13 protein-coding genes are annotated in these 15,463 nt (G+C 60.9%); 11 read left to right on the top strand and 2 right to left on the bottom strand.

Annotated features, from left to right (window positions below; genetic code table 11):
• Window positions 1–22 precede the first annotated feature (22 nt).
• Complete coding sequence (locus tag ACEWPJ_RS07450) at window positions 23–1,897, top strand: peptidyl-prolyl cis-trans isomerase (protein WP_416512131.1); 1,875 nt, start codon at window positions 23–25, stop codon at window positions 1,895–1,897.
• 5 nt (window positions 1,898–1,902) lie between these two features.
• Complete coding sequence (gene trpE, locus ACEWPJ_RS07445; protein ID WP_416512130.1) at window positions 1,903–3,420, top strand: anthranilate synthase component I; 1,518 nt, start codon at window positions 1,903–1,905, stop codon at window positions 3,418–3,420.
• 10 nt (window positions 3,421–3,430) lie between these two features.
• Here the strand turns inward: trpE and ACEWPJ_RS07440 are convergent, their stop codons facing one another.
• Complete coding sequence (locus ACEWPJ_RS07440) at window positions 3,431–4,930, bottom strand: divergent polysaccharide deacetylase family protein (RefSeq protein ID WP_416512128.1); 1,500 nt, start codon at window positions 4,928–4,930, stop codon at window positions 3,431–3,433.
• Window positions 4,931–5,055: 125 nt separating this feature from the next.
• On the opposite strand from ACEWPJ_RS07440, the gene ACEWPJ_RS07435 reads away from it, so the two are divergent.
• The 7 genes from ACEWPJ_RS07435 to lexA all read left to right on the top strand — a co-directional run bounded on the left by ACEWPJ_RS07435 (window position 5,056) and on the right by lexA (window position 10,570).
• Window positions 5,056–5,637, top strand: coding sequence for an anthranilate synthase component II (locus tag ACEWPJ_RS07435; RefSeq protein ID WP_416513020.1), 582 nt, complete (start codon window positions 5,056–5,058; stop codon window positions 5,635–5,637).
• Window positions 5,634–6,653, top strand: coding sequence for an anthranilate phosphoribosyltransferase (trpD, locus tag ACEWPJ_RS07430; protein ID WP_416512127.1), 1,020 nt, complete (start codon window positions 5,634–5,636; stop codon window positions 6,651–6,653). The genes ACEWPJ_RS07435 and trpD overlap by 4 nt, the downstream gene beginning before the upstream one ends.
• Window positions 6,653–7,315, top strand: coding sequence for a uracil-DNA glycosylase (locus tag ACEWPJ_RS07425; RefSeq protein WP_416512125.1), 663 nt, complete (start codon window positions 6,653–6,655; stop codon window positions 7,313–7,315). The genes trpD and ACEWPJ_RS07425 overlap by 1 nt, the downstream gene beginning before the upstream one ends.
• Entirely contained in the window at window positions 7,312–8,130 is an 819-nt protein-coding gene (gene trpC, locus ACEWPJ_RS07420; RefSeq protein WP_416512123.1) for an indole-3-glycerol phosphate synthase TrpC, read from the top strand. Before ACEWPJ_RS07425 ends, trpC begins: the two co-directional genes overlap by 4 nt.
• Window positions 8,130–8,606: a cyclic pyranopterin monophosphate synthase MoaC gene (gene moaC, locus ACEWPJ_RS07415; protein ID WP_416512121.1), complete on the top strand. Its 477-nt coding sequence runs from the start codon at window positions 8,130–8,132 to the stop codon at window positions 8,604–8,606. Before trpC ends, moaC begins: the two co-directional genes overlap by 1 nt.
• Window positions 8,603–9,775 carry a gephyrin-like molybdotransferase Glp gene (gene glp, locus ACEWPJ_RS07410; RefSeq protein ID WP_416512119.1) on the top strand — a complete coding sequence of 391 codons (1,173 nt, stop codon included), beginning with the start codon at window positions 8,603–8,605 and terminating at the stop codon, window positions 9,773–9,775. The genes moaC and glp overlap by 4 nt, the downstream gene beginning before the upstream one ends.
• 96 nt (window positions 9,776–9,871) lie before the next feature.
• Window positions 9,872–10,570, top strand: a complete 699-nt coding sequence (gene lexA, locus ACEWPJ_RS07405) for a transcriptional repressor LexA (RefSeq protein ID WP_416512117.1) — start codon at window positions 9,872–9,874, stop codon at window positions 10,568–10,570.
• On the opposite strand, the gene ACEWPJ_RS07400 is transcribed toward lexA, so the two are convergent.
• Window positions 10,564–12,603: a ComEC/Rec2 family competence protein gene (locus ACEWPJ_RS07400; protein WP_416512115.1), complete on the bottom strand. Its 2,040-nt coding sequence runs from the start codon at window positions 12,601–12,603 to the stop codon at window positions 10,564–10,566. The genes lexA and ACEWPJ_RS07400 overlap by 7 nt on opposite strands.
• A 79-nt stretch (window positions 12,604–12,682) precedes the next feature.
• On the opposite strand from ACEWPJ_RS07400, the gene gltX reads away from it, so the two are divergent.
• Together gltX and gltA are read left to right on the top strand one after the other, a co-directional pair.
• Window positions 12,683–14,086 carry a glutamate--tRNA ligase gene (gene gltX, locus ACEWPJ_RS07395; RefSeq protein ID WP_416512113.1) on the top strand — a complete coding sequence of 468 codons (1,404 nt, stop codon included), beginning with the start codon at window positions 12,683–12,685 and terminating at the stop codon, window positions 14,084–14,086.
• A 75-nt stretch (window positions 14,087–14,161) separates the two neighbouring features.
• Window positions 14,162–15,457, top strand: a complete 1,296-nt coding sequence (gene gltA, locus ACEWPJ_RS07390; protein ID WP_416512111.1) for a citrate synthase — start codon at window positions 14,162–14,164, stop codon at window positions 15,455–15,457.
• The last annotated feature ends 6 nt before the right edge of the window (window positions 15,458–15,463 follow it).

The raw sequence follows: 15,463 nt of genomic DNA, 5'->3' as shown, positions 1-15,463 counted from the left end.
GAAAACTCCGAAGGAGCGCCCAATGTCGGCCAAAAAATCAGGTAGCGTGTCCAAAGTCTTTGTTTGGATCATCCTACTTCTTCTGATCGTCGGTCTTGGCGGTTTCGGGGTCAGCAACTTTGGCGGCGCGGTCCGGTCCGTGGGATCGGTCGGTGATCGCGAAATCAGCGTTCAGCGCTACAGCCTTGCCCTGCAGGAAGAATTGCAAGCGATGTCGCAGCAGACCGGGCAGCAGGTATCGCTCCAACAAGCGGATCAGGTTTCGCAGTTGATCTATGGCGTTTCGGCCAGTGATCGTGTCTTTGCGCAACTGGTCACGACCGCGGCGTTGGATAACGAAGCGGATCGGCTGGGCATTTCCGTCGGGGATGAGCAGGTGCGCGAACAGGTCGTCGCAATTCCCGATTTCCGTGGGCTGGATGGTGAGTTTGATCGTGAGGCCTATAGCTTTGTCCTTGAACGCCAAGGTCTAACCACCGCTGAGTTTGAAGAAGACATTCGCGACGAATCCGCCCGCACCTTGCTGCAGGCGGCTGTTGTCGGCGGCGTCCCCCCCTCGCCCCAGATCACCTCGGCGATCCTTGGCTATGTGGGTGAGCAACGCAGCTTTGGCTGGACGACCCTTGATGCAAGCGCGTTGGAGGAACCACTGCCCGAACCGACGCAGGCAGAGCTTGAAGCCTATTACGACGCGAACCCCGACGAATTCACCAAGCCCGAAGTGCGCCGGATCAGCTACGCTTGGCTGCGCCCGGAAACGCTGCTCGACACCATCGAGGTGGACGATACGATCCTGAAAAACATCTACGACGAACGGTCGGACGAATTCCTGCAGCCGGAACGGCGGCTGGTAGAACGGTTGGTGTTTGAGGATGACGCGGCGGCGCAAGCGGCCAGCGAGCGGCTCGCCGCCGGAGAGGTCAGCTTTGACGACCTCGTGGCAGAACGCGGCCTGACCCTTGCCGATATTGACATGGGCGATGTCACCGCTGCCGAACTGGGCGACGCGTCTGACGCTGTCTTTTCGCTCGCTGAACCGGGCGACGTGACCGAGCCGGCGCAATCCAACCTCGGCCCCGCGCTTTACCGCATGAACGGTATTCTCAATGCGCAAGAGGTCAGCTTTGAGGACGCGCGCGAAGATCTGAAGGAAGAATATTCGATGGATCAGGCGCGGCGGGCCGTGGCCGAGCGCGCATCGGGGATCGAAGACCTGCTCGCCGGCGGCGCAACACTCGAGGAACTCGCCGATGAGACTGAGATGGAGTTCGGCCAGATCGACTGGACGCGCGGTCTGCGCGAGGGCATCGCGGCCTATGACGATTTCCGCTCTGTCGCTGCGGCTGTGACCGAAGAGGATTTCGCCGAAGTGCTGGAGCTTGAGGATGGCGGTATCTTCGCCATGCGGCTTGATGAAACCGTACCGCCAACCCTGCAACCGTTTGAAGACGTCAGAAACGCCGTCATCGTGGGTTGGGAAGCGCAAACAACGCTCGAACATCTGCACGACATGGCCGAGGATTTCGCGACGCGTTTGGCCGACGGTGAAAGCGCATCGGACCTTGGCTTGGTATTTGAAACCGAAACCGGCCTGACCCGCGACGGGTTTGTTGACGGCACGCCGCCGGATTTCAATGAAAAGCTGTTTGAGATGGAAACCGGCGCCTATCAGGTGATGGACGCCGAAGAAACCGTGCTGCTGGTGCGGCTCGATTCCATCGCGCCGCCGGATGAAGACGCAGAGGATACGGTCGCCCTGAAAGCGCAGCTTGAAGGTCGCGTTGCGCAAAGCTTGGTGCAGGATATCTTTGCGGCCTATGCCCGTTCGCTGCAAACCAACGCCGGGCTGACCCGCAATCAGTCTGCGATCAACGCCGTTCACGCGCAGTTCCCGTAAGCCGGATGTCCGTTTCGATCACCCCAGCTTTTGACGCGTTCGCGGCGGAGTATTCTGCCGGCAAGAACCAAGTCGTGTTCGCGCGGCTGGCGGCGGACCTCGATACCCCGGTGTCGCTGATGTTGAAACTTGCGGGCGCCCGCAAGGACAGCTTCATGCTGGAAAGTGTGACGGGCGGTGAGGTTCGGGGCCGCTATTCAATCATCGGGATGAAACCCGACCTGATCTGGGAATGCAGCGGGACAGAGGCGCGCATCAACCGCAACGCCCGGTTCGACCCCGAAGCGTTTGACGAGAGAAGCGATGATCCCCTCGCCAGCCTTCGCGCGTTGATTGACGAAAGCCGCATCGACATGCCTGACGATCTGCCATCCTCAGCGGCGGGCCTGTTCGGCTACCTCGGTTATGACATGATCCGGCTGGTGGAACATCTGCCCGATGTGAACCCCGATACGCTCGGCCTGCCGGATGCGGTGATGCTGCGGCCCTCGGTCGTTGCGGTGCTTGATGGCGTGAAGGGCGAAGTCACCGTTGTTTCCCCTGCCTGGGCCAGCAGCGGCATGACCGCGCGCGCGGCCTATGCACAGGCGGCGGAGCGTGTGATGGACGCGGTGCGCGATCTGGAACGCGCGGCAGGCGGTGAAACCCGTGGCCTTGGCGGTGAGGCGGAGCTTGGCCCGCTGAAGTCGAACTTTACGCATGATGGCTACAAAGCCGCGGTCGAGAAAGCCAAGGATTACATCAAGGCGGGCGATATCTTTCAGGTCGTTCCGGCGCAACGCTGGACGCAGGATTTCCCACTGCCGCCGTTTTCGCTTTACCGCAGTTTGCGACGGACGAACCCGTCCCCGTTCATGTTCTATTTTAACTTCGGTGAGTTTCAGATCGTCGGTGCGAGTCCTGAAATCCTCGTTCGGGTCTTCGGCAATGAAATCACGATCCGCCCCATTGCGGGCACCCGACCAAGGGGCAAAAACCCCGACGAAGATCGGGCACTGGAGATGGACCTTTTGGCTGACCAGAAAGAGCTGGCCGAGCACCTCATGCTGCTTGACCTAGGGCGCAATGACGTGGGCCGGGTCGCAAAGATCGGCACGGTCCGCCCGACCGAAGAATTCATCGTCGAACATTATAGCCACGTCATGCACATCGTTTCAAACGTGGTGGGCGAATTGGCCGAGGATCAGGACGCGCTATCCGCGTTTTTTGCCGGGATGCCCGCAGGCACGGTTTCCGGCGCGCCCAAGGTTCGCGCGATGGAGATCATTGACGAGCTTGAACCGGAAAAACGCGGTGTCTATGGCGGGGGATGCGGTTACTTCGCAGCCAATGGTGACATGGACATGTGCATCGCGCTGCGCACGGCCGTTGTGAAGGACGAAAAGCTATACATTCAGGCCGGGGGTGGCGTTGTCTATGACAGCGATCCAGAGGCCGAATATCAGGAAACCGTCAACAAATCGAAGGCGATCCGCAAGGCCGCCGAGGATGCCGGACGGTTTGAGGGATCGGGCAACGCCTAAGCGCCGCCCGTTATTCGCTGGCGCGAAGCACCGCAGAAACCGGCGCGATCAGCATATTCGCTGACAGGTCTTCCATCGCCCATGCCATCAGCCCTTCGACCGTTTCAGGCGTCAGCGTTCCGACGACAATGACTTGTCCGTCCTGTTGCGCCCGGAACGCGCTGCGGTCGAGGTAGCGGCGCATCACCTCAGCACTCGCCCCATCCTCATCAATCACACGGAAGACGGAGCCGCCGGGCACCCCTTCCCTTTGTGCGATCTGCTGGGCCGCATTCAGCCCGCGATCGAACGTCACAAGGCCATGGCCGCTCTCCGCAAGAATTTCGACGACGTGCCGCGCTGTCAGTCGCCGCGCGCCGAAGCCGTCATCCTGCTGATCCAGAACCGCCACCGCATCGGGCATCGCCACGAACGCGCTTTGGAAGGCGACTTCGATGTCCCGCGCCTCTGCCCCTTCGGGCAGTCCAAGGGTCATCACAACTTCATAACCGTTTTCACGATAGCGGGCAGCCCGCGCCCCGGAGTCCGGCTGCGCCGCGTCAATGGCAAAGCTGACCGGGAATGGCAGAGATTCCGCGACATCAGGCGATACGCTGCCCGATCCGTCGTCATATAGAACGACCGCCATCAGGGGCTTTCCGTCAAGGTTGTCGAACGGAATCGCGTTCTGCGCCATCGCGCCTTCGGCATCGGGGGTCACGGCAGCGGCTTCAGCCTCCGGTTCTTCGTTGGTGACGCCGATCCGGGGCAGTCGGTTCGTGGTGACGTTGGGCGCGCGGTCGGTAATCTCGGGCACCGGCATACGGATGGCGGGAGCTTCGCCGACGTTGGGCGCATCACTGCTTTCGCTGGTTTCCGGCGCCGCTTCGGGTTCTTCCGCCTCGGGCTCAGCTTCGGGCTGTTCCGCCTGCGGTGCGGGCTGCGGTTCAGGCTCGGCCTCCTCCACCTCCGGCGTTTCGGGTTTGACGGTCTCCGGCGCAAGCGCGGCCTCTTCAATCGGTTCTTCTTCGGCGGTTTCGGACTCCGCCTCAGGTGTTTCCGGTAATGCGGCGCTTTCCGTATTCAGGCGAGGCGTCGCGGCAATGCCCGGTGCAAGCGGAGCGTCTCCGATTTCCGGTGTCGGCGGCTGTTGCGGATCAGCGGTCGGCGCCCGTGCGACAACATCGCTGTCGCCCGCATCGGGCGACGTTAGGCTGGGCGCATCTTCCGCCGTTTGGGGCGCATTGGCGGGCGTGGTGTCGGGGCTGGGTGCAGCGTCGCCTGACCCAGCGTCCGGCTCAGCCAACCCGGTCGGTCCGGGGGCGTCTGGATCGGCGTCGGTGCTTGGCACGACAGGCGTCGCATCCGGCTTTGCCTGATCGAACTCCGATCCGCCCGGAACTTCAAGTTCCGTCGCGTCGGGCGCACGCGCCGCTTCGGGCGGAAGGTCCGTCCATTGCGACAACACAGCGGCAACAACAGCCGAAGCGATGCCACCCCAGAAAACTCCTGACAAAAATCCGCGTATCACGGGCCTACTCCGTCTTGCTCGTGCCTCTTGTTGCACGGGTCAGGCCTTGACCCCTGCGGCGCTCTCTGGGCATGTATAGCCCGACTGAACCGGGGGATCACCCCCCAATGATGAAAGCCTGCGAAATGCTGCTGCTGATCGATAATTACGACAGCTTTACCTACAACCTCGTTCACTATCTGGGCGAGTTGGGGACCGAAGTTGTCGTGCGCCGGAACGACGCGCTGAATGTGCAGGACGCGATGGGCATGGGCGCCGATGCGATCCTGCTGTCACCCGGCCCTTGCGACCCAGCGCAGGCAGGCATTTGTCTGGCCCTTACGATGGCCGCAGCCGAGGCGCGTATCCCCCTGATGGGCGTCTGCCTTGGCCATCAGGCCATTGGCGAGGCGTTCGGCGGCAAGGTCGTGCGCTGCCACGAGATCGTCCACGGCAAGATGGGCGTCATGCACCACGACGGAACGGGGGTTTTCCATGACATCCCGACGCCGTTCGATGCGACCCGTTATCATTCGCTGATTGTCGACCGTGACAGCCTGCCCGATTGTCTTGAGGTGAACGCGCATCTTGAGGACGGCACGATCATGGGCTTGCGCCACAAAACCCTTCCGATTCACGGGGTTCAATTTCACCCGGAATCGATTGCGTCCGAGCATGGGCACAAACTCCTCCAGAACTTCCTCGATCTCGCGAAGGAACCCGCATGAGCGACGCGCTGAAACCCCTGATCGACGCGGCCGCCGACCGCGCGCTGACCCGCGCCGAGGCAGAGCAGGCCTTTGAGTTGCTGTTCGAAGGCGAAGCGACACCCAGCCAGATCGGCGGGCTGTTGATGGCGCTTCGGACCCGTGGGGAAACGGTTGATGAATATGCCGCCGCTGCTGCGGTGATGCGAGCGAAGTGTAACGCAGTGCGTGCGCCCGAAGGTGCGATGGATATCGTCGGCACAGGGGGCGATGGGAAAGGCACGCTGAACATCTCAACCGCGACGGCTTTCGTTGTGGCGGGCGCAGGCGTGACTGTCGCGAAACATGGCAATCGCAACCTGAGTTCCAAATCCGGCGCGGCGGATGCATTAGGCCAGCTTGGGATCAACGTGATGGTCGGTGCACCGGTTGTTGAACGCGCGCTGAAGGATGTCGGCATTGGCTTTATGATGGCGCCTATGCACCACCCGGCGATTGCGCATGTCATGCCGACGCGGTCGGAACTCGGCACACGAACAATTTTCAACATCCTCGGGCCGCTGACCAACCCCGCCGGTGTAAAACGACAACTGACCGGCGCATTCAGCCGTGATTTGATTCGCCCGATGGCCGAAACGCTGCAAACCCTCGGCTCCCACACGGTCTGGATCGTCCACGGCTCTGACGGCACGGATGAGCTTTCGATCGCGGGCGTTAGCTGGATCGCCGCGCTGGAAAACGGCGTGATTGCCGATCGGGAAGTTCACCCGGAAGACGCCGGCCTGCCCCAACATCCGTTTGAGGCCATTCTGGGCGGCACGCCCGAGGAGAACGGCAAAGCCTTCGCCGCGCTGCTTGACGGCAACAAAGGGGCGTACCGCGATGCCGTGCTGCTGAACGCCGCCGCCGCACTGGTTGTCGCGGGAGCGGCCTCTGACCTGAAAGATGGCGCGACGAAAGCGGCGGAGTCCATCGACAGCGGCAACGCCAAGACCAAGGTTGAGGGGCTAGCCAAACTCACGTCAGAGGCGGCCTGATGGCCTTCGATGGTCATCCACCCTCGGCATGGGCGGAGCTTCCGTTCTTTTCGGAACTCTGGCCCGGCATCAGCGCCGCGCTTGATACTGAAACACGCCCAGTGCTTCCGCCGCGTTCGCAGATATTCGCAGCACTCGACATGACGCCGCCCGAAAACGTGCGAGCCGTGATTTTGGGTCAAGATCCCTATCCAACCCCCGGCCACGCGCATGGCCTTGCCTTTTCGGTTGAGCCGGACGTCACCCCCCTACCCCGATCTTTGACCAATATTTTCAAAGAGATGCAGGATGATGTTGAAACCGCACCACGCACCGGCGATCTTCGGCATTGGGCACGGCAAGGGGTGCTGATGTTGAACACCGCGCTTACAGTTCCGGCAGGATCCGCAGGTGGGCACGCGAAACTTGGCTGGTTCGATCTTGCCAAGCAGGTTCTTCACCACGTCAGCGAACGGCCGACAGCCTTCGTCTTATGGGGGCGTCACGCGCAAGCGCAATCGCGCCATATCCGCCCCGGCGATCATCTGGTGATCGAAACCGCACACCCGTCCCCGCTTTCGGCGCGACGGGGCTTTTTCGGCTCCCGCCCATTTTCGAAGATCAATACATGGCTGGCGGATCGCGGCGAAACGCCGATCCGCTGGGCAGAGGAAGACACATGACCGGCACCGTTCTCGACAAGATCAAAGCCTACAAATTGGAAGAAATCGCCGCCCGCAAAGCCGAGCGCCCGCTTGCTGAGGTGGAAGTCGCCGCGAAGGAGGCCCCACCCCCGCGCGGCTTTGCCAAAGCGCTGCAAAACGCAACGCAGGACGGCTATGGCCTGATCGCAGAGGTCAAGAAAGCCAGCCCGTCGAAAGGCTTGATCCGCGAAGATTTCGACCCGCCCGCGCTCGCCAAAGCCTACGAAGACGGCGGCGCGACCTGCCTGTCTGTCCTGACCGATGGCCCCTCGTTCCAAGGCGCTGACCGCTTTCTGCCCGAAGCGCGTGGCGCAACGGGCCTGCCCGCACTACGCAAAGATTTCATGTACGACCCCTATCAGGTCGCCGAAGCCCGCGCGCTGCACGCCGACTGCATCCTCATCATCCTTGCCAGCGTCAGTGATGCACAGGCGGAGGAGCTTGAGGCCGCGGCGACGGACTGGGGCATGGACGTGCTATTGGAGGTGCATGACGAGGCAGAGCTTGACCGCGCCGCGCGGCTGAAATCACCGCTGATGGGCATCAATAACCGGAACCTGAAGACGTTTGAAACATCGCTGGATACGACCCGCCGCCTGTCGCGGTTGGTGCCCGAGGATCGACTGATCGTCTGTGAAAGCGGCCTTTCCAAACCAGAAGACCTCGCCGACATGGCGCTTTTCGGTGCGCGGGCCTTCCTGATCGGCGAAAGCCTGATGCGACAAGATGATGTTGCCGCCGCGACACGCGCTCTGCTCGCAAATCCACTCACCGCACCCGGAGGGATGATGTGATGGCCGATCTCACCCATTTTGACGGCAAAGGCGAGGCGCACATGGTCGACGTGTCGGAAAAACCCGTTACAGCACGGGTGGCCATCGCGGCTGGCTGGGTGAAGATGTCTGCAGAAGCCTATGAAATCATTTCAGAAGGCCGAGCGAAGAAAGGCGACGTCCTCGGCGTCGCTCGGCTAGCCGGGATCATGGGCGCGAAGCGAACGCCGGACCTTATCCCGCTCTGCCACCCCCTGCCGATCAGCAAAGCTGCGGTTGATCTGGTGTTGGACCCTGACCTACCCGGCGTTCAGATCGAGGCGACCCTGAAAACCACCGGTCAGACCGGGGTCGAGATGGAGGCGCTGACCGCCGTGTCGACCGCTGCGCTAACGGTGTTCGACATGGTGAAGGCCGTGGACAAGTCGATGGAGATCGGCGGCATTCACGTCAAACTAAAAGATGGTGGGAAATCAGGACGGTACGAAGCGTCATGATATCTGTAGAGGAGGCTCTGAACCGTGTTCTGTCGCTCGTTTCCCCGCTTGATATTGAAAACATCCCGCTGATCGAAGCCGCCGGGCGAACGCTCGCGAAAAACGTCGTGGCAACCCGCAATCAACCACCGTTTTCGGCCTCGGCAATGGATGGCTATGCTGTTATCGGGGACGAAGTCGAAGCCGACGCGATGTTCAAGGTCATCGGTGAATCAGCTGCAGGTCAGGGTTACGCCGGGGTGGTCAAGGCGGGTCAAACCGTCCGCATTTTCACCGGCGCGCCTGTTCCAGAAGGTGCAACCCGCGTCGTCATTCAGGAAGACGTGAAACGGTCGGGCGACGTCATTACGATCAAACGCGACCCTGACGAAAAGGCCCATACTCGTCCTGAAGGTGCTGATTTCAAGATCGGGGATAAAATCGACGCCCCGCGCCGATTAACAGCGAGCGATATAGCACTGCTTGCCTCGATGAATATTGCCAGCGTTCCGGTCTATCGCAGACCCGTCGTGGCGCTGCTCGCGACCGGGGACGAACTGGTTATGCCCGGCGAAACACCCGGCCCGGACCAGATCATCGCATCTAACAGCTTTGGCCTGAAAGCGATGCTTGACGCCGCCGGTGCTGAAACCCGGATGTTGCCCATCGCCCGCGACACCATCGCATCGCTTGAGGCGGCGTTTTCGCTGGCCGAAGGCGCGGATTTGATTGTGACAATCGGCGGGGCCTCGGTCGGCGATCACGATCTCGTCGGGGCGGTCGCAGAAAAGCTTGGGATGGAGCAGTCCTTCTACAAGGTTGCGATGCGCCCCGGCAAGCCGCTGATGGCCGGGCGCGTGATGGGTATTCCGATGATCGGATTGCCGGGAAATCCAGTATCTTCAATGGTATGCGGGCAGATCTTTATATTGCCGGCGCTGGCAGTGATGACCGGACACGATCCTGCGCCACTGCCTCGTTCTACCGCCAAGCTGGCGGCCCCTCTGCCACCCAACGGCCCGCGTGAACACTACATGCGGGCGCGTCTTCAGGGTGGCACGGTTGAACCCTTCGGCAAGCAGGATAGTGCGTTGCTGACCGTTCTCGCCTCCGCCAATGTGCTTGTAGTTCGCGCTCCGAATGATCCCGCGCGCGAAGTTGGGTCGGCCGTCGATATCATACCGATATAGCTGACGGGCGCGTTGACACAAAAAGAGAACATGTGTAGAACAGGGGCCGAACACGTCTATCACGTGAACTGAGGTTACGAGCGGAGGAACGACCAAATGCTGACCAAGAAGCAGCTGGAATTGCTCAATTTTATCAACAAGCGCCTGCAACGGGATGGCGTGCCCCCCTCATTTGATGAGATGAAGGCAGCATTGGATCTGCGGTCCAAGTCCGGGATTCACCGACTTATTACGGCGTTGGAAGAGCGTGGGTTTATCCGACGTCTCGCCCACCGCGCCCGCGCGATTGAGATCGTGAAGCTCCCCGAAGCGCTTGGTGGCGCGAGCGTCAGCAGCTTTGCCCCGCGTGTTATTGATGGTGATCGGCCGGATACAACCCCAGCTGCGGCGATGGCAATCGAGTCGGCCCCCGCGATGGAGCTTCCGGTGATGGGCCGCATCGCGGCAGGCACGCCGATTGAGGCGATTTCGGAGGCGTCGCACAACGTCGCCGTGCCAAGCCAAATGCTGACCAGCAAAGACCCCCACTACGCGCTGGAGGTCAAAGGCGACTCCATGATCGACGCGGGCATCAACGATGGTGATGTCGTGGTGATCCGTGAAACAAGTGCGGCGGATAATGGCGACATCGTCGTGGCACTTGTCGAAGGGCATGAGGCGACGCTGAAACGGTTTCGGCGCAAGGGCGAGATGATCGCGCTTGAGGCAGCCAACCCCGCCTATGAAACCCGCGTTCTCCCTGAGGGAAAAGTAAAGGTGCAAGGTCGGCTCGTCGGCCTGATCCGCACTTATTGAGTCCAAAGCCGTTGCCCCGCTTTGGAGGCGGCGGTTTCCATATGTAGACCCTGATTGCGAACCGAGAATGCAACGCTGCCAAGGCTGCGAAGTTTGTCCTGATCGAGCAAATTGCAGGGCTTGGGCGGCACGTCTGCCTCTCCCGAAAAGACGACCCAATCCCCGGTTTCGCAGGCTACCGAGAGAACCTCGTCCGCCCCTCGCCCGGACAACATCTGAAACCCGACGCCGCCAAGATGGATGCGCTGGCGTCCACGCTCTCCGACAATCCCCGGCCGTTCCGACGCTGCGTCTTGAGGGCTATTGTCGCCATCATTCTCAAGCCAACTCAGCGCGACAAATCCATCGCCCCTTGGTTTGTTAAGCGCACGACCGTCCTCCGTCATCACACCGAACAGCGCCCCACTCTCCGAGATCAGCAGTGCGGGGCGTTCCGTTCCGGTCCAGACATAGCACCCGACGCCGACGAGCAATGCGCCCAGAAGACGGGCGCGGCCTTGCCAGAGGATCACGAACAACCCGCCGAGCGCGATCAGCGGCAATACCGTCGGCCCCGGCGTCACAACATGGGACAGCGCGCCTTCCTGTCCCGCGATCCAATGCGCGACGCCGATGATCCAACGGATACCCCATGCCATCAACCACAAGCCAAAATGCCCCAAGCCAAAGGGCGAAAGCAGCATTGTCAGCACCGCCGCCGGCACCACCAGAGCGCCCATCAGTGGCACCGTCAGCAGGTTCGCGATCAGCCCAAAATGCGCAACTTGGTTGAAGTGGGCGGCCGCAATGGGTGCCGTCGCCGCGCCCGCCACGAAGGACGACAGCAATACAGCGAGACCGGGGCGGGCCCAGCCGGGCGCCCGCCAACCATTCCAGTCCCGCAAGGCACCGAACACCGCGACCAACGCGGCCGTCGCGGCGAACGACATCTGAAAGCCAGGGCCGATCAGGCTTTCTGGCCTCAGGGTCAGCACGATCAAGGCGGCGACCGCGACCGCACGCAGCGTCAGCGCCCTTCGGTCGAACAACACCGCGACCAGCATCACGGCAACCATGATGAAGGCCCGCACGGTCGCGACATTGCCGCCGGACAGCCCGAGGTAGATGGACGCCGCGATCAACGCTCCACAAGCGGCGATCTTCTTCGTTGGCCAACGCAGTCCAATTCCGGGCCAAAGCGCTAAGCCATATCGCAGAACGGAAAAGACAAAGCCGGTCAGCAACCCCATATGCAGACCCGATATGGCAAGCAGATGCGCAAGGTTAGACGCCCTAAGTGCATCCAGCGTTTCGCGGCTGATGCCAGACCTGTCGCCCGTCATGATGGCAGTCGCAAACGCCCCCACGTCACCCGGCAGACGCACACCGACCCAACGCGCGACACCTGACCGGATCTTCGTCACCAACAATCCAGCGCCCGGCTTCGGCGGGGAAAGCGTCAAGACCGGGCTGCGCGTATAGCCCACGGCGCCAAGCTGCTGGAACCACGCCATACGCCGGAAATCGAACCCTCCGGGCTCTGCCGGGCCTTGCGGTGGGGAGAGATGGCCGGTCAGGATCACGACCATTCCGGGGGCCGGGTCGATATACCCTTGCTGCCCGTGCAGCGAAACGCGCACCCGTTCCGGCGTTGCAGCAGGACTCATGTCGCGCAAGACGACCCGGTCGAGCGTCAGCCGGACCTTATCACTCAGCGAGCGGTCGATCTTGATAACGCGTCCCTCAATCGGACCGTAGTAACGATAGCCAAGCACCGACGCTGTCGACAGATGGGCGTGCGCTCCGGCAATCATCACACCGAAGCAAACCATCATCGCAGCAATGAACAGCGGCCCCCAACGCTCCGCGAACCACCGGGTGAGGATGGCAAGGCAAACGGCGGCAACACCAAGCAACAGATAGGCATTCGGCGTCGGTTCAACCTTCAGTGAAAAGTAGATGCCAATACCAATGCCGAAGAACACCGCAACCCAGGGAAACAGCGCGCCACGCTGGGCTTCCAGCAGCGTCAGTGGATCAGGAAACCGCCGCACCCTTGTCCTGCGCCCCCACCGTCATTAAAACAACTGAAACGCTATCCCCCTCATGGTTTCCAGAAGGTTAACGCCGCTCATGCCCGACACACAGGTCGTCACCCGCTTCGCGCCATCCCCCACCGGTTTTCTGCACATCGGAGGCGCGCGCACTGCGCTATTCAACTGGCTGTTCGCCCGCGGCAATGGCGGCAAGTTCCTGCTGCGGATCGAGGATACCGACCGGGCGCGGTCAACGCCTGAAGCGACCGAGGCGATCCTGAAGGGGATGGAGTGGCTGGGCCTTGATTATGACGGTGAGGCAGTCAGCCAAGCCTCCCGCACGGACCGGCACGCGGAGGTTGCACATGAAATGCTGGCATCTGGCCACGCCTACAAGTGCTTTTCGACTCAAGACGAAATCGCCGCGTTTCGCGAACAAGCGAAAGCGGAGGGGCGGTCGACCCTCTTCCGATCGCCTTGGCGCGATACGGACCCGGCAAGCCACCCGGATCAGCCCTACGCAATCCGGGTGAAAGCCCCGCGCGAAGGCGAGTCGGTCATTGGGGATCAGGTGCAGGGTCGCGTTGCATGGAAGAATGAAACGCTCGACGATATGATCGTGCTTCGGTCGGATGGAACGCCGACTTATATGCTGGCGGTGGTCGTTGACGATCACGACATGGGCGTCACGCACGTGATCCGCGGCGACGACCACCTTGCCAACGCCGCGCGTCAGACGATGGTTTACGACGCGATGGGATGGCAGGTGCCGGTTTGGGCGCATATCCCGCTGATTCACGGGCCGGATGGCAAGAAGCTTTCCAAACGGCATGGCGCGCTGGGTGTGTCGGAATATCAGGCATTGGGCTACCCCACTCCGGCGATGCGCAACTACCTCGCGCGGCTGGGCTGGAGCCATGGCGACGATGAATTCTTCACCGACGCGCAGGCGAAAGAGTGGTTCGACCTCGACGGAATCGGCAAGTCCCCCGCCCGTTTCGATTTCAAGAAACTGGAGAATCTATCAAGCCAGCATATCGCCCAAATGGACGATGCTGCACTGCTGCATGAAATTGATGGTTACCTCGCGTCACGCGATGAAAACGCGTTGTCGGTTGGGCAAAAGGACGCATTGAGCCGCGCGATGTATTGCCTGAAGGATCGAGCGCGAACCTTGGGTGATCTTCTTGAAAAGGCACACTTTGTTCTGGGATCACGTCCGTTTGAACCGGATGAGAAAGCGTCAAAAGCGCTCGACAATGTATCCCGTCGTATACTGTCAGAATTGACGCCGCACCTGCAAAATGCTAGCTGGTCCCGTGACGATCTGGAGGAGGCCGTCACCAAGGTTGCAGAGGCGCATGACCTCAAACTCGGTAAACTTGCCGGACCGCTCCGCGCAGCTCTCGCCGGGCGAGCGGTATCGCCGAGCGTGTTTGACATGATGCTGATTATCGGGCGCGATGAAACCCTCGCCCGGATTGAGGATGCGAAAATTTAGAACGCTCCCTCGTGCGATCAACAGAACAAAACGCCCCGTCCGATCCGGGCACGGGATTATCAGAGAGGTATGATGATGGCTGACAACAAGAAAACTGCAACGCTTAGCTTTGGCGACCAGACGTTGGAGTTGCCCATTTTCACACCGACTGCGGGGCCGGATGTTATCGACATCCGCAAGCTTTATGCCGATGGCGGCGTGTTCACCTATGATCCCGGCTTCACCTCGACCGCGTCCTGCGATTCACAGATTACGTTTATCGACGGCAAGAAGGGTGAGCTTCTGCATCGCGGCTACCCTATCGACCAGTTGGCCGAGAATTCGCACTACCTCGAAGTGTGCTACCTGCTGCTTTACGGCGAATTGCCGACGGCGGATGAGCTTGATGATTTTGAGATGCGCGTGACCAAGCACACGATGGTTCACGAGCAGATGCACAACTTTTTCCGCGGATTCCGCCGCGACGCGCACCCGATGGCCACGATGGTTGGCGTGGTTGGCGCGATGTCGGCATTCTATCATGATTCGACCGATATTTCCGATCCGTGGCAGCGCGAAGTTGCAGCCATTCGGATGATCGCGAAACTGCCGACGATTGCGGCGATGGCGTATAAATATTCGATCGGGCAGCCGTTCGTTTACCCGCAGAATGACCTCGACTATGCATCGAACTTCCTGCGTATGTGCTTTGCCGTTCCTGCTGAGGAATATGAAGTCAATCCGATCCTGTCCCGCGCGATGGATCGCATCTTTATGCTGCACGCGGACCACGAACAGAACGCATCGACCTCGACCGTGCGTCTGGCCGGCAGCTCCGGCGCCAATCCGTTCGCCTGCATCGCTGCGGGCATCGCTTGTCTTTGGGGTCCGGCGCATGGTGGTGCGAACCAAGCGGCTCTGGAAATGCTGAAGGAAATCGGCACTCCCAACAAGATCCCCGAATATATCGAGCGTGCGAAGGATAAAGATGATCCGTTCCGCCTGATGGGCTTTGGCCACCGCGTCTATAAAAACTTCGACCCGCGCGCGAAGGTGATGAAACAGTCCGCAGACGAAGTGCTTGATCTGCTCGGGATCGAAGACAACCCAACACTTCAGGTCGCTAAGGAACTTGAGGCAAAGGCGCTGCAAGACGACTACTTTACCGACAAAAAGCTGTTCCCGAATGTCGATTTCTACTCCGGCATTATTCTTGAGGCGATGGGCTTCCCCACCTCAATGTTTACGCCGATCTTCGCACTCAGCCGCACGGTCGGTTGGATTTCACAGTGGAGAGAGATGATCGGCGATCCGCAGCAGAAAATTGGCCGCCCCCGCCAGCTTTACAAAGGCGCGACATCGCGGAGCTACGTTGACGTCGAAAATCGCTAAGAAGCG

This window comes from Aliiroseovarius sp. YM-037, assembly GCF_048060095.1.
Taxonomy (GTDB): domain Bacteria; phylum Pseudomonadota; class Alphaproteobacteria; order Rhodobacterales; family Rhodobacteraceae; genus JBLUOA01.
This window is presented reverse-complemented; position numbering and strand designations above follow the sequence as displayed.